The sequence below is a fragment of the Pacificoceanicola onchidii genome, assembly GCF_004804335.1.
Lineage (GTDB): Bacteria > Pseudomonadota > Alphaproteobacteria > Rhodobacterales > Rhodobacteraceae > Pacificoceanicola > Pacificoceanicola onchidii.
Genome location: NZ_SRXY01000001.1, coordinates 369,306 through 384,636 on the forward strand (window position 1 = coordinate 369,306; position 15,331 = coordinate 384,636).

The 15,331-nt window shown below is 60.7% G+C and carries 16 protein-coding genes; 5 read left to right on the plus strand and 11 right to left on the minus strand.

Annotation, left to right across the window (positions count from 1 at the left end; translation table 11 throughout):
- Positions 1-564 precede the first annotated feature (564 nt).
- The 6 genes from E4662_RS01730 to E4662_RS01755 all read right to left on the minus strand — a co-directional run bounded on the left by E4662_RS01730 (position 565) and on the right by E4662_RS01755 (position 6,589).
- Entirely contained in the window at positions 565-1,560 is a 996-nt protein-coding gene (locus E4662_RS01730; RefSeq protein WP_136439515.1) for an ABC transporter ATP-binding protein, read from the minus strand.
- Positions 1,557-2,591 carry a Gfo/Idh/MocA family protein gene (locus E4662_RS01735; protein ID WP_136439516.1) on the minus strand — a complete coding sequence of 345 codons (1,035 nt, stop codon included), beginning with the start codon at positions 2,589-2,591 and terminating at the stop codon, positions 1,557-1,559. The genes E4662_RS01730 and E4662_RS01735 overlap by 4 nt, the downstream gene beginning before the upstream one ends.
- Positions 2,588-3,427: a carbohydrate ABC transporter permease gene (locus E4662_RS01740; RefSeq protein ID WP_136439517.1), complete on the minus strand. Its 840-nt coding sequence runs from the start codon at positions 3,425-3,427 to the stop codon at positions 2,588-2,590. Before E4662_RS01740 ends, E4662_RS01735 begins: the two co-directional genes overlap by 4 nt.
- 10 nt (positions 3,428-3,437) lie before the next feature.
- The gene (locus E4662_RS01745) at positions 3,438-4,352 is read right to left on the minus strand and encodes a carbohydrate ABC transporter permease (RefSeq protein WP_136439518.1); all 915 of its coding nucleotides are present in this window, start codon (positions 4,350-4,352) and stop codon (positions 3,438-3,440) included.
- A gap of 69 nt (positions 4,353-4,421) precedes the next feature.
- A complete protein-coding gene (locus E4662_RS01750; RefSeq protein WP_136439519.1) occupies positions 4,422-5,675 on the minus strand; it encodes an ABC transporter substrate-binding protein in 1,254 nt (417 codons plus the stop codon).
- Positions 5,676-5,701: 26 nt separating this feature from the next.
- Positions 5,702-6,589 (minus strand): N-acetylmuramic acid 6-phosphate etherase, encoded by an 888-nt coding sequence (locus E4662_RS01755; protein ID WP_136439520.1) that lies wholly within the window; start codon positions 6,587-6,589, stop codon positions 5,702-5,704.
- A 157-nt stretch (positions 6,590-6,746) separates the two neighbouring features.
- Between E4662_RS01755 and E4662_RS01760 the strand changes: the two genes are divergently transcribed.
- The 4 genes from E4662_RS01760 to nagA are packed head-to-tail and all read left to right on the plus strand — an operon-like array spanning position 6,747 to position 10,555.
- Positions 6,747-7,634: a glucosamine kinase nucleotide-binding domain-containing protein gene (locus tag E4662_RS01760; RefSeq protein WP_136439521.1), complete on the plus strand. Its 888-nt coding sequence runs from the start codon at positions 6,747-6,749 to the stop codon at positions 7,632-7,634.
- Positions 7,621-8,370: a GntR family transcriptional regulator gene (locus E4662_RS01765; protein WP_136439522.1), complete on the plus strand. Its 750-nt coding sequence runs from the start codon at positions 7,621-7,623 to the stop codon at positions 8,368-8,370. The genes E4662_RS01760 and E4662_RS01765 overlap by 14 nt, the downstream gene beginning before the upstream one ends.
- A 20-nt stretch (positions 8,371-8,390) precedes the next feature.
- Positions 8,391-9,419, plus strand: coding sequence for an SIS domain-containing protein (locus E4662_RS01770; protein ID WP_136439523.1), 1,029 nt, complete (start codon positions 8,391-8,393; stop codon positions 9,417-9,419).
- The gene (gene nagA, locus E4662_RS01775; RefSeq protein ID WP_136439524.1) at positions 9,416-10,555 is read left to right on the plus strand and encodes an N-acetylglucosamine-6-phosphate deacetylase; all 1,140 of its coding nucleotides are present in this window, start codon (positions 9,416-9,418) and stop codon (positions 10,553-10,555) included. Before E4662_RS01770 ends, nagA begins: the two co-directional genes overlap by 4 nt.
- 247 nt (positions 10,556-10,802) lie before the next feature.
- Here nagA and E4662_RS01780 read toward each other — a convergent pair whose 3' ends face one another.
- Positions 10,803-11,351, minus strand: coding sequence for a hypothetical protein (locus E4662_RS01780; RefSeq protein WP_136439525.1), 549 nt, complete (start codon positions 11,349-11,351; stop codon positions 10,803-10,805).
- A 77-nt stretch (positions 11,352-11,428) separates the two neighbouring features.
- On the opposite strand from E4662_RS01780, the gene E4662_RS01785 reads away from it, so the two are divergent.
- Complete coding sequence (locus E4662_RS01785) at positions 11,429-11,992, plus strand: Crp/Fnr family transcriptional regulator (protein ID WP_136439526.1); 564 nt, start codon at positions 11,429-11,431, stop codon at positions 11,990-11,992.
- Positions 11,993-12,071: 79 nt separating this feature from the next.
- Here the strand turns inward: E4662_RS01785 and E4662_RS01790 are convergent, their stop codons facing one another.
- From E4662_RS01790 to E4662_RS01805, 4 genes are all read right to left on the minus strand, one after another.
- Positions 12,072-12,734: an SOS response-associated peptidase gene (locus E4662_RS01790; RefSeq protein ID WP_136439527.1), complete on the minus strand. Its 663-nt coding sequence runs from the start codon at positions 12,732-12,734 to the stop codon at positions 12,072-12,074.
- A 3-nt stretch (positions 12,735-12,737) separates the two neighbouring features.
- Entirely contained in the window at positions 12,738-13,937 is a 1,200-nt protein-coding gene (locus E4662_RS01795) for a class I SAM-dependent methyltransferase (protein WP_136439528.1), read from the minus strand.
- Positions 13,938-14,010: 73 nt separating this feature from the next.
- Positions 14,011-14,310 (minus strand): DnaJ family domain-containing protein, encoded by a 300-nt coding sequence (locus E4662_RS01800; protein ID WP_136439529.1) that lies wholly within the window; start codon positions 14,308-14,310, stop codon positions 14,011-14,013.
- A 249-nt stretch (positions 14,311-14,559) separates the two neighbouring features.
- The gene (locus E4662_RS01805) at positions 14,560-15,108 is read right to left on the minus strand and encodes an NADPH-dependent FMN reductase (protein WP_136439530.1); all 549 of its coding nucleotides are present in this window, start codon (positions 15,106-15,108) and stop codon (positions 14,560-14,562) included.
- Between the last annotated feature and the right edge of the window lie 223 nt (positions 15,109-15,331).

A 15,331-nucleotide genomic window follows, 5' to 3' on the forward strand; every position in this document is an offset into this window, starting at 1 on the left:
GGTCACATTCCTTCGATGCCTGCAAGTGGCTGGCAATTGATGCCAACGCGCCCCCCAGTCTGGAAGAAAAAAGCCAGATCTGTCCGCAGCCTGTTCCTGACCGGCAAGGAATTCGCTGCGGTGCGCATCAATGGATGCTGATTCGAATGCGTTGCGGCACCCTTGTCTTCTTCGCCGGGCCATTGCCCCAGACCTTCAGCCCGTGTCTCAAAGTACCCGGGCAGTGCTCCGGCGTACGGGAAAGGTCGGCTTAGCGGGACAAACCCGCCTTTTGCTCGTGCGGCCATTACTCACGCAGCATCCGTTCGCAATCGCAGCACGGCTTTCGTTGCCTTGCAGCGAGTCACCGAAGCAGTCGTTCGAGGGTGTCGCTGTGAACCGGATCAAAACTGTACTTTTGCCGCAGGTTGTTTCCTATCCCGTCCTTCGCGGCGAGCGGCTTGAGTGGGATTGGGGCGGGGCGCACTCGTCATTCCAGCCCCGCGAATGGTGGGCCGCGTTCGAAAGCGACTTCAATCCAACCAATCCTGACAGTTCGACTCCCGCGATAAGGACGCTGATTGTTTACTCGACGCGCATGCCCTCGCCATTGAAGTGAAAGGCGTTTTGCGGGTTGAAACCGAGCCGCAGATCCTGACCCGGCTCTACCGCATGCTGACCGAACAAGCGTGCGGTGATCTGATGACGGTTCACCTGCGCAATGACATTGGTGTCGCCGCCCAGTTTCTCGACATGGCTGACCCGCGCGGCAAGCGCGCCACTGTCATCAAGGAACAAATCTTCCGGGCGCACGCCCATCGTGCGATCATCGCCGTCCTGCACCAGCTCGGCGGGAAAGAAATTCATCGCCGGTGAGCCGAGGAAGCCGGCCACAAACTGGTTTGCCGGGTTGTTATACAGTTCCATCGGGCTGCCGATCTGTTCGACCCGGCCATCGCGCAGAACGACGATCTTGTCGGCCAGCGTCATGGCCTCGGTCTGGTCGTGGGTCACATAGATCATCGAGGCACCCAGCTGGCGGTGCAGGTTCGCAATCTCGATCCGGGTGTTCATCCGCAGCGCCGCGTCGAGATTGCTGAGCGGCTCGTCGAACAGAAACAGTTTCGGTTCACGTACGATGGCGCGGGCGATGGCGACCCGTTGACGCTGGCCACCGGAAAGCTCGGACGGGAACCGTTCCAGATAGGGTTCGAGGTTCAGCATCCGCGATGCTTCCTGCACCCGTTCCTCAATCACCGCCTTCGACTGTCTTTCCTGTTTGAGAGCCAAGGTCATGTTGCCACGTACGTTCAAATGCGGGTAGAGCGCATAGCTCTGAAACACCATCGCGATGCCGCGCTTTGACGGCGGCGTCAGGTTAACGACGTCACCTCCGATCCGAATCTCACCCGAACTGGCGTCCTCCAGCCCCGCGATCACCCGCAGCAGCGTGGACTTTCCGCATCCGGACGGCCCGACAAAGACCACGAACTCGCCTTCCTCGACCTCCATGTTGATATCCTTCAGCACATGGACTTCGCCAAATGACTTGTTGACGTTTTGCAGGGACAGAGCAGTCATTTCAGGGTCTCCTCAAGCGAAATGGATTGGCCGGTGCGGATGCTTTCATCGGCGGCCAGACAAATGGCGAGCGATGCGACGGCGTCGCTCATGTGGCGGGACAGGTCGATATCTTCGGCAATGGCGCGGAGCATGAAGGCCTGTTCAGCATCGCAGAGCGCCTGATGTCCGGGCTCGTCGGGCAGGTCGATCATCTGGTCATTGCCGGGGCGGTGCAGCAGCAGGCCACCCACCTTTGTATGCCCTTCGATGTCGGACGACGCACCCTTGTTCCCGTCGGTGATCGAAACCGCGCCGTTGGGCGACACGATGTCTTTCACGAAAAACGCAGTCTCCGACATCATCGGGCCCCAACCGGCCTCGTACCAGCCGACCGATCCATCGGCAAAGATCACCTGAAACTGGCCGTAATTATACATGTCTTCGGCAATCTCATCCGAAAGCCTTACGCCCATGCCATGCACCCGCACCGGCGCGGCATCGGTGATCTGGCACATGACATCGACATAATGCACACCGCAATCCACGATGGGCGAGGTGGTCTGCATCAGCGCCTTGTGCTTTTGCCAATCCGCGCCGCTGGACTGTTGGTTGAGATTGAGCCGGAACACATATGGCCCGCCCAGTGCGCGCGCCTCGTCGATCAGCCGCGTCCAGGACGGGTGATGGCGCAGGATATAGCCGACGACCAGCTTGCGGTTCGTTGCTTTGGCCGTCTCCACGACGCGGCGCGCCTCTGCCACGGTCAGGGCCAGCGGCTTTTCGACAAACACATGTGCGCCAGCCTGCATCGCCGACACCGCATATTCGGCATGGGTGTCGGTATAGGTCGCGATAATCACGAGATCGGGTTCGGTCTCTGCCAGCGCCTTGGAAAACTCGTTGAACACCGGGTAGCCGCACAGATCGGGGTCATCCAGCACGCCACTGCGATTGACCAGACCGACAATCTCGGCATCCGGATGGGCATGGTGGGCCAGCGCGTGGCTGCGCCCCATATTGCCCAGACCTGCAATCAGAACACGGGTCATTTCACGGCTCCCGATGTAATGCCGCGGATCAGCTGGCGCGAGAAGATCACATAGAGCACCAGTACTGGCAGGATCGCCATGGACAGGGCCGACAGAACCGCATTCCAGTCGGTCACGAACTGGCCGATGAAGACTTGGCTGCCCAGTGTCAGGGTCTTGGTTTCCTCTGCCGGGGCAAGGATCAGCGGGAACCACAGATCATTCCAGATCGGGATCATGTTGAACACCGCGACCGTCGCCATCGCGGGCCGCACCAGCGGCAGGACCAGGCGAAAGAAGATCGTGTATTCGCTCAACCCGTCAATGCGCCCGGCATTTTTCAGGTCGTCAGATACCTGACGCATGAACTCGGACAGAATGAAGACGGCCAGCGGCAGGCCTTGCGCGGTATAGACCAGGATCAAGGCCCAGAGCGTGTTAACCAATCCAGTGGCAACCATCATCTCAAGGATTGCCACCGTGCCGATGCGGATCGGGATCATGATGCCCAGAGCCAGATACAGCCCCATCAGCATGTTACCCCGGAAGCGGTATTCGCTGAGTGCATAGGCCGCCATCGCGCCAAAGAGCAGCACGAAGAACAGCGATGCCACGGTGACCGTCATCGAGTTCTGAAAGTAGAGGAAGAAATCTCCCTGCTGCATGACCGTGTTGTAACCGATGGTCGAGTAGCTCTCAGCATTCGGCAAGGCGAGCGGTTCGCGGAAAATCGACCGGCGTTCCTTGAAGCTGTTGATCAGGATGACGAAGACCGGGAAAAGCGCAATCAGCGTGTAGAGGATCAGCGCCCCGTGCATCATGAGGGTGTTAAGCGGATTTGAGCGTGCCTTGTTCATTGTCCGATCCTCACAGCTGATACCGGCGCATCCGGGTCTGGATGCCAAAGAGATAGATGCACACACCGACCAGGATGATCGCGAACATGGCGCTTGCGATGGCCGACCCCATGTGCGGGTCGCCAAGCTGAAGCTGGAAGCCGAAGAAGGTGCGATACATGAAAGTGCCCAGGATATCGGTCGAGAAATCTGGGCCAGCCAATGCGCCTTGCGCGGCATAAATCAGGTCGAATGCGTTGAAATTGCCGACGAAAGTCAGGATCGAGATGATCCCAATCGAGGGCAGGATCAGCGGCAGCTTGATCTTCCAGAAGGCGGCCATACCGGTGATGCCGTCCACTTCGCCCGCCTCCAGGATTTCCTCGGGAATGGTCAGAAGCGCGGCATAGATCAGCATCATCGGGATGCCCACGAACTGCCAGACTGAGACCAGCGCCAGTGTGGTCAGCGCGTATTCCTCCTTGCCCAGCCAAGGCGCGAAAAGCGCTTTCAGCCCCACCGCGTCCAACATGGAGGGCGCGATGCCCCAGATCGGCGACAGGATCAGTTTCCAGGCAAAACCCACGATCACGAAAGACAGGATGGTAGGGATGAAAATGGCCGAGCGATAGAGCGCGGCAAAGCGCAGACGCGGATGACTCAGCAGGGCCGCCAGCGCAATGCCGATGGGGTTTTGCACCAGCATATGGATCAGGAAGAACCAGAAATTATTGCCCAACGCGTTCCAGAACTGTTCTGACCAGATCGGGTCAAAAAACAGCGTGCGAAAGTTGTCGAGCCCGACAAAAACCCGTTCCTGTTCGATCACGGAGAAAAGAGCGAGCCGAAGCGTGTTGAACAGCGGCCAGATCATAACGGCGGTGTAAACAATAACGGCTGGCGCAAGGAATACCAAAATATGCCAGCGAATTCGGGCTCGGTTCATAGCTCTGTCTCCGATTGAGTGGCCCCGGGCGTTCTTGTCCGCCCGGGGCTTGTACAGCAGTGGGAGGGCTTACTGCTGCGGTTCGTACCAGCTGGCCAGGCCGTCCTGGAGCTCCTGGCCGAGCTCTTCAGGCGTCGAAGTGCCCTTGATCGCGGCAACCGAGGCGCCCCAGGTCTCATTTTCAAGGTTCGGCGTGCCACGCGACAGGATCTGGTAGGTCGAGCGGATCGTGCTTTCGCATTCACCGCGCCAACCAACGATTTCTTTGGCGAGCGGATCTGTCAGTTCCACGGGTGTGCTCGACAGCGGGAAGAATCCCGGCAAAGCGTTGCCAAAGATCTCGGCGAATTCCGGACTTGCGACCCAGGTCAGGAAAGTGCGCGCCGCTTCCGGGTTGTCCGTCGCCGCATTCATGCCGATACCGATATCGGTGTGATCCGAGATGTAGCAGGTGTCGCCTGCATTCTGAACCGGCGGTTTGAAGGCGCCCATTTCGAAATCGGCCTGCGCGTTGAAGCCGGAGATTTCCCAGGATCCGGCAGGATAGATGGCCGCGCGGCCCAGGGTAAAGATGTTCTGGCTGTCGGGATAGGTCTGCGCCTCATAGCCAGCACCCAGATATTCGCTCCAACGCGCGAGTGTCGCGTAGGGCGCAACCCATTGCGGATCGGTCAGCTTCTGTTCGCCCGCGATCAGTGCCAGCCTGCCCTCTTCGCCCTTCCAGTAGTTCGGGCCGACATTGTTATAGCCCATCGTAGCCGCTTCCCACTGGTCGTTGGTGCCCATTGCCATCGGGATGTAGCTGCCGTCTTCCTTGAAGGCGTCCAGCACTGCAAAGAACTCGGCCTCGGTCGTGGGAACTTCGACACCGATCTCTTCGAACGCCTCCTTGTTGTAAATGAAGCCGTGGATCACCGAGGCCATGGGCACACAGAAGGTCGCCGCACCGTCGTCGGTCTGCCACGCGGATTTCGCCACATCCGAGAAGTTCGACATGGCGTCCAGATCGCTCAGATCAGCCAGATGACCGGCGTCGTAAAGCGCCAGAGAGGCATCGAACGGGCGGCAGGTGATCAGATCGCCCGCCGATCCGGCGTCGAGCTTGGAGTTCAGCACCGCGTTGTATTCCGCAGGGGCCGACGGGCTGAAATTGACTTTGATGCCCGGGTGCTTGGCCTCGAAGGCTGGGATAATCTCGGTCTGCCAGAGCTTCAGATCGTCGTTGCGCCAGCTTTCGATTGTCAGCGTTGCGTCCTGCGCAAAAGCGCTGGTTGCCACAAGCGCTGTCGTGGCGAGCGCGAGGGTCAGAGTATTGCGTTTCATGTTGGTCCTCCCAGTTGAATTCAAAGTCAGTTTTGCCGCGCCAGAGCGGCGCGCAGATGTCCTTCGGTTTCCCGAAGAATGGCGGTGGCCCTGTCGGGCGAAATTTCTTTTGCCGCGACCAGAATTGCCGCCTTGACCTCTCCTTGCGCCGCGTCGAGCGCGGCGGCGGCCTGTTCCGGCGTTACTTGGGCGAGATGGGCCACGATGGCTTGCGCCCGGCGGCGAAGCTTGATGTTGTCTGCGCGCAAATTGACCATCATGCCGTCATGCACATGACCCAAGCTTACCGCCATGAGCGTGGACAGCATGTTGAGCGCGATTTTTTGCGCGGTGCCCGCCCCCATCCGAGTCGATCCCGAAAGCACCTCGGGCGGCGTGGCAAGGCAGATGGGATAATCAGCGATGCCAAGCAGCGCGGCACCGGCATTATTGGCAATCGCGACCACGGTCGCGCCTGCCGCCTTGGCCATTCGGGCCGCGGCGAGTGTGTAGGGCGTTGTTCCGCTGGCCGAAACCGCAATAAGCGTGTCGCGCTGGCTGACTCCTTCCAACGCCTCTTGCAGGCCGTCAATGTCGTCTTCGGTATCGCCGGGCATCTCGACGCCGGTGGGCAGGCCCCCAGCCATGTGAACGCGCAATTGCCCGGGCGGGATCGAAAACGTGCCGCCCAGCTCCTGCGCATCGGCTGCCGCCATCAGACCGGACGATCCGGCCGCAACATAATGGAGGATACCGCCAGCCCGGATCGTGTCCGCCATGGCAGTCGCGCCACGTGCGATATCCGAAGCCACAAGCGCCACCGAGGCAGCCGCTGCGATCTGGCCCTGCGCCAGGATCGCTGCGACGTCATCCAGCGGGCGCTCATCGAGCCCCATCGCCATCTCATGCAATGCTTCGGTTTGCGTTCCGGTCATGCGATTCCCCCACTCCTCCCGGCAACAATACCTATCCAATACCTTTTGTCCAGTTTTTTGTTTTCACGCCACATATCACCCAAATGGAGCCACTTTTTTGACTATTGGTTTGATTTGGGTCTTTTATTCTTTTCACAGGTATTGTATTGGTATTTCCATGAGCATGACCAAGCATATTCTCGCCCTGGCCGTCGATGGTGGCGGCACGCGTTGCCGCGTGGCGGCGCGGACAAAGGCGAAAACCGTCACGGTTGAAACCGGGTCGGCAAATGTCTGTACGGATTTCGAAAATGCTGTTTGTGAGGTTGGCCGCGGGCTGGAGGCGCTTGCCGAACGCATGGCCTGTCCGGTCGGGGCGCTTGCGGCGGCGCCCGCCTTTGTCGGACTTGCCGGTGTGACCTGCGAGACCCTTGCCAACCAGCTTCGGGATGCTCTGCCGTTTCAAAATGTGCGCATCGCCGATGACAGGGTGGCCGCGGTGCGCGGCGCGCTTGGTCTACGCGATGGCGTGGTCGCTCATTGTGGAACGGGGTCGTTCTATGCCGCGCAGGTCGGTGGCGCGATCCGCCTCGCCGGCGGATGGGGGCCTGTTCTTGGGGACGAGGCATCGGCACAGTGGGTTGGCCGGACCGCTCTCCAAATGGCACTTGAGACCGAAGATGGCCGACGCGATGCATCGACCATGACGACGCGGCTTCTGAACGATTTCGAGGATGCTGCCGGTATCGTCCGCTTCGCGGCCGAGGCGCGACCTTCGGAATTCGGCGCTCTGGCCCCGCTGGTGACAGACCACGCAATGCGCGAAGACTCCATTGCCCAGCACATCATGCGGCAGGGCGCAGAAGAGATCGCCCGTGGCTTGCATTCCTTGGGCTGGCACCCGGGCCAGGCGATTTGCCTGACTGGCGGCATTGGCCCGCATTACACCGCCTATCTCCCCGAAGCTCTGCGCGCCAGCGTGACCGACCGTGAGGGTGAACCTCTCGACGGGGCAATCGCGCTGGCGCTGGCATTTGCACAGGAACTTGCCAATGAACGCAGTTGATTTTCTCCGGCAGAACGGTTGGTTCAACGAAAGCAGCGGCCCGCGCTACGTTCAATTGCGGCGAAGGCTGGAAGACGGCATTGCCTCGGGCATCCTGCCGCCGAATTCGTCGCTGCCGCCCGAGCGTGAACTGGCCGAGATCACCGATCTGTCGCGGGTCACCGTGCGCAAGGCGATCCAGGAATTGGTCCGTGACGGGCTGGTTGAACAGCGCCAGGGTTCGGGGACTTTCATCCGCGAACCGGTGGCCAAGATGGAACAGTCGCTGTCGCATCTGACCTCCTTCACCGAGGACATGTCCCGGCGCGGCATGGAAACCACGTCGAAATGGCTCGAACGGGGCGTGTTCGTTCCCACTGACAGGGAAGCGGAGGTGCTGGGTCTGGACGGGCGCGACGAGGTTGCCCGCATCTACCGCCTGCGCGAAGCCGGTGGTCGGCCGATGGCGCTGGAACGGGCCTCACTGCCGCTCGATATCCTGCCCAACCCGCTGGAAGTTCAGACATCGCTCTACGAGGTGCTCGATCGCCTTGGGATGCGCCCTGTCAGGGCGATGCAGCGGATCTCGGCGATCAATCTCGAGCCCCGCGAAGCTGAACTGCTCGGCGTTGTCGAGGGCGCCGCAGGGCTGAGCATCGAGCGTGTATCTTACTTGAAAAGTGGTCGGGTCGCTGAACTCACCCGCTCTCTTTACCGCGGCGACGCTTATGATTTTGTCGCTGAATTGCGCCTCTGATAACAGAAAGGCAATCTGAAATGCCCATGCAATCCACGCAGATGCGTACCGAGATTCTAGAGATATCCGGTGCTGTCGACCGGCTCTTATCGCAAGGCAGTGATGCAATTTCCGCGGCCGCCAACAAAGCCCGGTCAGCCGATCCACGGTATCTGATCTCTGTCGCACGGGGGTCGTCAGACCACGCCTGCACCTTCCTGAAATACGCCAGCGAACTTATCCTGCGGCGGCCGATGGCATCGGTCGGACCGTCGGTGAATTCGATCTATGGCGTCGATCTGGAGGCCAGGGACGCGCTCTGCCTGTCGGTGTCGCAGTCGGGCCAGAGCCCCGACATCGTGCGGATGACCGAAAGCCTGCGTGCTGGTGGGGCAACGACGGTGGCCATTACCAACGATGACCAATCGCGCCTGGCAAAGGCCGTTGACACCACATTGGCCATACACGCGGGACCCGAGCTTAGCGTGGCTGCAACCAAGACCTTTGTGACGTCGCTGGTGGCGGGCCTCTGGCTGATCGCCGAGATCAAGGGGGATGACGACCTGATCGCCGCCATTCGCGGTCTGCCCGACCACCTCGACCGGGCCACCCGATGCGATTGGTCGGCGGCGGCGGCGGCTATTGACGGATCGTCGCTTTTCACATTGGGGCGGGGACCCTCCTGGGCCATCTCGAATGAGGCCGCTTTGAAATTCAAGGAAACCTGCCTCATCCATGCCGAAAGCTATTCGTCGGCCGAGGTTCTGCATGGACCCGTTTCCATTGTCGGTCAGGGCTTTCCGGTCATCGCCTTCGCGGCGGGTGACGCCGCGGGCGAAAGCGTCGCACAAACTGCTGACGCGCTGTCCGAGAAAGGCGCGCATGTTTTCGCCACAAGCGAGGCCGTGACACGGGCCACGCCGCTGCCACATGTCCGGACCGGGCATTGGCTTACCGATCCGATCGCGGCCATCGTGTCCTTTTATGGCATGGTCGAAACCGTCGCGGTCGCGCGCGGCATCAACCCCGATGCGCCGCGCCACCTCAACAAAGTGACTGAAACCGTATGACAGGGGCGGCGCAAATCTTTCGCAACGGGCGCGTCTTTGATGGGGCACGACTTCTGGACGGGCTTGCCCTGCGCTTCGAGGCCGGGCGGCTCACCGCTATGGGGCCAGATGCGGATGTGGCTGGAAACGGCGAGTTCATCGACCTTGGCGGGGATATCATCAGCCCGGGTTATGTCGATTTGCAGGTCAACGGCGGCGGTGGCGTCATGTTCAACGACGATCCGTCTGTTGAGACACTAAAAGAAATTGCATCGGCGCACCGCAAGCTGGGTGTCAGGGCGCTCTTGCCCACATTGATCACCGACACCCGGGGCAAGACCCGCGCGGCCATCGCTGCCGCCACCGATGCAATCCATGCCAAGGTGCCGGGGATCGCGGGGCTTCATCTTGAGGGGCCCCACCTGTCGGCTGCACGCAAAGGGGCCCATGACGCTGCGCTTATCCGCCCGATGGAGGCGGAGGATCTTGAGGCATTGTTGAGCGCGGCAAAGACCCTGCCCGTGCTCAAGGTCACGATTGCTCCGGAAAGCGTGACGGAAGATCAGGTGCAGCGCCTTTCGGCGGCTGGCGTTCTGGTGTCGCTTGGCCACACCGATTCCGGATACAATACCTGCCGACGTTACTTCGCCGCCGGTGCGCGCTGTGCCACGCATCTGTTCAATGCAATGAGTCAGCTCGGCAACCGGGAGCCGGGGCTTGTCGGAGCCGTGCTCGCCGATGGACATGTGTCCTGCGGTCTCATCGCAGACGCTGTCCATGTGCACCCCCAATCCATGCGCGCGGCCTGGGCCGCAAAGACAGGCCCGGGGCGCATTTTCCTCGTGAGCGATGCCATGGCTGTTGCGGGAACCGATGACACCGGGTTTGAGCTGGGAGGCCGAAGCATCAGACGCAACGATGGCATTCTGACCTTGTCGGATGGAACATTGGCCGGGGCCGATCTCGATCTGACGACAGCGTTGCGCACCATGGTCGAACAGGTGGGCATCCCGGTCGAAGCCGCATTGCAGGCGGCAACCAGCGTTCCGGCATCACTGGCCGGTATTCCCTTGCCGATATTCGAACCCGGAAATGTCGCGCAATCCGAAATTGTCCGGCTATCACAGGATTTGAAAACGGTTTCTGATCTGGCGTGAATAATCTTGATATTTCAAGCGCAACGGAAGAGACGCCTGCGACCTTGCCGCCGCATCGCAGATTGGATCTGGGCCAGCGCAGAAACTTCTCCCAGTCTGCGTATGCAGCAAAAATACTTAATGACGGCCATGGGCTCGCCGCAGACCTTCGCCGCGCTGTGGTCTCAGGTCTGCTGCCAGCCCGAAGCAGACTTTCGTTCAGGTGTAGGCGGAAGTCCTGAGGGCGAACGAAGCCGCCGTTGCGCACCTATAGACGAAGGTCGGCTTTGGGCTGGCGCGTCCAGATAACGCCTGAAAGAAGCACGACAAGTACAGCCAAAGTTGTGATGGCGGACTTGGCGATCGTGGCGGTGCTGGCGGCATAGACCAAAGGAACTGAAATACTTGGCCAGTTCCAAATCATGGCAACGATACCAAGGTTCTCGATGTAGTCGAACAGAGCACTGCTTGCGGAAAGGGCGATACCGTATCGGACTAATTTGCTTTCTGGTATCCGTTGCCTGACCCAGAGAAGCGTGGTGATCAGCGTTAAGGCGAGCGTGGCCGGATATAGCGTGTCCAGAGGTATCTGGTAACCAAGATAATACGCGCGCCCCTCGGCACCAAGCGCCTCAAAAAGCGTCGTGGCGTCTGCAGGACCATAACCTAAAGGACGCATGTCGAATGGGACCTGCCCCGAGACTGCCTCGATGTGGGCAAGCGTGACGCTGATCATCAGCACGTAGATTACCGTAGCAATCAACCCGCAGCCAACGGCGGCAAATCCGATGTACCTTGAAAGAAGCGTGTGACTCATTTTGGGACCTCCTTGATCTGTGCCAAGTTGCCCTTGAGTGAAGCCTCACGCATTATCATTTGATAAGGCAGACCAAGATGGATCTACGGAAATTTCTCGCACAGTCACCTGACCTGTCCGATCTGAGCCTTGCAGACGGTTTTGCGTCTCATTGGAGAGGTAAGCGTTTGAACAAAGGCGCGCGCGTAGCCCACCAAGAACAACCTGAAGCAGATGAGTACATTCTGTTGGATGGGTGCCTGGCCAGCAGCATTTGTGACCAAGACGGCAAGGAAGTGTGCGTTGGGCTCTATGTAGGTCCTTGCGTTGTCACGCCGAATATCGCGCGAACGCGAGATGGCGTGTCCCTTGTATCCATCCAGGCAACCAAAGAGGCCTCGCTTTATTGGATCGATACTGATCAGCTTACAAATCTGATGATTGAATCTGAACCCATCAGAAACTGGGCAAATGGTATTCTACGAGACGCATTGAGTAAAAAGGCGGAGCGCGAATGGTGTCTCGCCGCTCTCGGCGGGGCGGAGCGGCTGAACTGGTTCCGCCAAGCATTCCCCAGCTATGAAGAAATTTTCACTCATTCGTTGATAGCATCCTTTTTGGGGATCACGCCTGTCACGATGAGCCGTCTACGCGCTAAGTAGAGAGCAAAAAGAAGCGGACATCTATGCATCATGCAGCATTCGTCAATATGGGCCCCAAGCCGCCATACCGCGCTCCGCCTCACTCAATCGGACAGGTCAACTCCGGCCCCGAGGCGCGGTTCGAATTCACCGCCCGGTCCACCCGATAAAACCGCAGCGCCCCCTCCGGTGCGGGCGTCATCAGCGTCGCAGCCCCTTTACCCTCTTCACCGAGCCATTTGCCCCAGACCTCCGGGCCAAGGATAACCGGCATCCGGTGGTGGATCGCCGCCATCTGGTCATTCGCGGCGCAGGTCACGATGGCGCAGGTCCGGTGGGCTTCGCCGTCCCGCTCCCAATCCTGCCAGACCCCGGCAAAGACCAAAGGTCCCTCCCCGGCAGGCTGGATGTACCAGGGCAAACGCGCGCCCTCTTCGTCCTTGGTCCATTCGTAAAACCCGCTCACCGGGATCAGGCAGCGCCGCTCGCGGCAGGCGGCTTTGAAGGCCGGTTTCTCGGCAATGGTCTCCGCGCGCGCATTGATCAGCAGCGGCCCGCCATTCGTGGCCTTGTACCAATGCGGCAGGAAGCCCCAGCGCATCGACGTCAGCCGCCGCGCACCGGCTTCGGTGTGGATCGTGTGGATCTGGTTGGTCGGGCAGACGTTGTAATTGGGCACAGGCGGCAAATCATTGGCGGGCGCGGCCTCGAAAAGCTGCGCCATGGCGTCCGGGGGGAGCGTGGTTGCAAAGCGCCCGCACATGTCTCAGCCCTTTCGCCCGAGGCTTGAGTAAAGCAGCAGACCCCAGTCTACCAGATCGCGCTCCACCTTGCCCCAGAGCATCCCGAAGGCCAGCGGATCAAGCCTTGCCCCCGCCGCGATCTCCGCCAGCGAACGCCGCCCGTCGATCCCCGCAATCACCGCCGCCGCCTCGCGCGGCAGGCGCAGCGTGGCCTTGCATTCCTTGAGTGTCACCGGGATCGGCTTGCCCTTGGCCACGGCCCCGGCCAACGCCCCGGCCTGCACCCCGCGCAGATGCGGCACCAGGGCGCGGTTGCTGCCCTTCGCCGGTTTGCGCTCCTCGCCTTTCGGCACCGCATAGCCCACCTGCACCCGGATCGTCCCACGCAGTTTTTCTGCCGCCGCCATGGCCTCGGCATCCCCCATCTCCTTGGGCCGCGTGGTGATCCGTGACAGATCGTAGAGCGCAGGTGTGGCAAAGGTTTGCAACTGCCAATCGGTCTCGTCCAGAACCGCGAGCAATTCCGTCACTGCATAGGCCCGGTCCTGTCCGTGCAAAAGCAGATCGTAGAACCCCGCATCGGAGGCATGGTGATCGCCAAGGTTCGGATTGGTCGCAAACGGATGCCCCTCCGGCAAGTCTTTCACAATCTCTTTGGCGCGCTTCAAACGCGTCTCCGGATCAAGCCCCTCGAAGATCGCGCCAAAAGCTTCCTGCAAAGGATACACCCCCGACCGCCCATAAGGCGCGTAGACCATGAACCCAAGGCCCCCACCCGGCGCCAACGCCGCCCGAAGCGCCGCAAACCCCGCCGCAGGCTCCGGCAAATGGTGCAGCACCCCGCAGCAGTCGATATAGTCAAACGCCCCAAACTCCGGCGCATCGAGCAGCGATCCGGTGTGAAAGGTGATCTCCGAAAGCCCCCGCGCCTCTGCCCGCGCTTCGGCAATCGCCCGGCTCGCCTCGGACAGATCGACATACGTGATCTCATACGGCACACCCGCGCTGGTCAGCACCTGCGCCAGCTGGATCAGCCCGTCCCCGGTCCCGCCCCCGGCCACCAGCGCCTTCAAAGGCTTTGACCAATCCCGTGCCCCGCCCCAGAGCCAATGATCCATCTCCAGAGGATGGCTGGGCGAGCCGGTGATCAGCCGCTTCGCCTCATCCGCCGGGTCGCGCTCGGGATAGGGGTAGGTCTCGTATTGCTGCCGCGTGCTAACCATCTGCGCCTCTTGTTTTGCCGCAGAGTGACATGAGGGGGCACAGAGGCCAAGGGGCGAGAAGGCCAAGGGGCGACTACCCCCGCCGCGCAATCTCGATCCGCGCTTCCAGAAGCGACATATCCGACAACAGCCGTTTGCGCTCCGTCCGGTCCGTCGTCTCGCGCAACTCTTCGCGCAAACGCGCCAGCTCCCGGCTCAGGGCGACCACCTCCGGCACCGCCCCGTTGTCCTTCAAAATCCGCACCATCACGGCGTTTTCGGGATCATCGCAAGGCGGCAACGGCTTGCCCGCACCGGGCAAATCATCAAACGCGCCGTCCTCTTCGGCGGCGCGTATCTTGGCATTGATCAGGTCAATCAGCGGGTGGTCCATGGCCGCAAAATGCCAGAACCACCCGTTAAAAACCAGTCAATCGCTCGAGATTGAGACTGCAACATAGGTTCGCACCCGGCCTCGAGGGCGGGGTTCGCCAAATGCATAACCATACCTTCAATGCACTTGTGGTACGCACACTCACATCGTCCCGCCATTTCGCACCCGCCCTGGGGGGCGAGGTCGGGTGCGAACCGGATCGGCAAGCGATCCGGGGGAAGGAACCGATACGGTTGCCAAAGCCAAAAACTAGGCCGCCACCGGCAGAAGCTTGGTCAACACGTCGTCCAGCTTGGCCAGATCCACATGCGAGGTGAAGGAGCCCGTCTCCGCGTCCCACGCCTCACCCCAGTTGCCAAAGCCCTGCACGCCCACAAGCTCTGCCGCGTAGAACCCGGCAATCGCCTCCTGTCCGGCCAGCACATTGGCCCCGGCGCGGCCACCCGGGCTGGCCGAAAGCATGACAACCGGCTTGCCCTGCCAGACCTTGAATTCCACCCGGCTCATCCAGTCAAAGATGTTCTTCCACGCCGCGGGCACGCCGCCATTGTGTTCCGGGAAAGCGATCACAACCGCATCCGCGCCGCCGATCAAGGCCAGCAGATCCTTGGCCAGCTGCGGCACACCGTTCGCCGCTTCGCGATCGGACGAGTAGATCGGCATCTCAAAATCGTTGATATCCACGATCTCGACGGTCACAGCGGGATCCGCCGCCGTCAGCCGCGCCGCGGCAAGGTTTATCAGGGCACGGTTGATCGAAGAGCTACTGTTGCTTGCGGGAATTGCGAGAATGTTCATGTCTGTGTCTCCTGTGTCGGCGCGGGGCGGGAGGGACCCGCGCCTTGCGTCTTGTTCTGAGGAGAAGATGGGGGAGAGTGAATTTGCACACAATGGAGATTTATGTACAGTGCAAGTGCAAAAATGCACACATTTGAGTTATACTCCGGATCGCTTGTCGATCCGGTTCGCGCCCGACCTCGCCCCTCAGGGCGGGTGCGAAATCGACCCGTTTCGGGAAACT

Coding starts and splice junctions, on each gene's coding strand:
- E4662_RS01730 (WP_136439515.1), bottom strand. CDS start 1,560: ATGACTGCTCTGTCCCTGCAAAACGTCAACAAGTCATTTGGCGAAGTC.
- E4662_RS01735 (WP_136439516.1), bottom strand. CDS start 2,591: ATGACCCGTGTTCTGATTGCAGGTCTGGGCAATATGGGGCGCAGCCAC.
- E4662_RS01740 (WP_136439517.1), bottom strand. CDS start 3,427: ATGAACAAGGCACGCTCAAATCCGCTTAACACCCTCATGATGCACGGG.
- E4662_RS01745 (WP_136439518.1), bottom strand. CDS start 4,352: ATGAACCGAGCCCGAATTCGCTGGCATATTTTGGTATTCCTTGCGCCA.
- E4662_RS01750 (WP_136439519.1), bottom strand. CDS start 5,675: ATGAAACGCAATACTCTGACCCTCGCGCTCGCCACGACAGCGCTTGTG.
- E4662_RS01755 (WP_136439520.1), bottom strand. CDS start 6,589: ATGACCGGAACGCAAACCGAAGCATTGCATGAGATGGCGATGGGGCTC.
- E4662_RS01760 (WP_136439521.1), top strand. CDS start 6,747: ATGAGCATGACCAAGCATATTCTCGCCCTGGCCGTCGATGGTGGCGGC.
- E4662_RS01765 (WP_136439522.1), top strand. CDS start 7,621: ATGAACGCAGTTGATTTTCTCCGGCAGAACGGTTGGTTCAACGAAAGC.
- E4662_RS01770 (WP_136439523.1), top strand. CDS start 8,391: ATGCCCATGCAATCCACGCAGATGCGTACCGAGATTCTAGAGATATCC.
- nagA (WP_136439524.1), top strand. CDS start 9,416: ATGACAGGGGCGGCGCAAATCTTTCGCAACGGGCGCGTCTTTGATGGG.
- E4662_RS01780 (WP_136439525.1), bottom strand. CDS start 11,351: ATGAGTCACACGCTTCTTTCAAGGTACATCGGATTTGCCGCCGTTGGC.
- E4662_RS01785 (WP_136439526.1), top strand. CDS start 11,429: ATGGATCTACGGAAATTTCTCGCACAGTCACCTGACCTGTCCGATCTG.
- E4662_RS01790 (WP_136439527.1), bottom strand. CDS start 12,734: ATGTGCGGGCGCTTTGCAACCACGCTCCCCCCGGACGCCATGGCGCAG.
- E4662_RS01795 (WP_136439528.1), bottom strand. CDS start 13,937: ATGGTTAGCACGCGGCAGCAATACGAGACCTACCCCTATCCCGAGCGC.
- E4662_RS01800 (WP_136439529.1), bottom strand. CDS start 14,310: ATGGACCACCCGCTGATTGACCTGATCAATGCCAAGATACGCGCCGCC.
- E4662_RS01805 (WP_136439530.1), bottom strand. CDS start 15,108: ATGAACATTCTCGCAATTCCCGCAAGCAACAGTAGCTCTTCGATCAAC.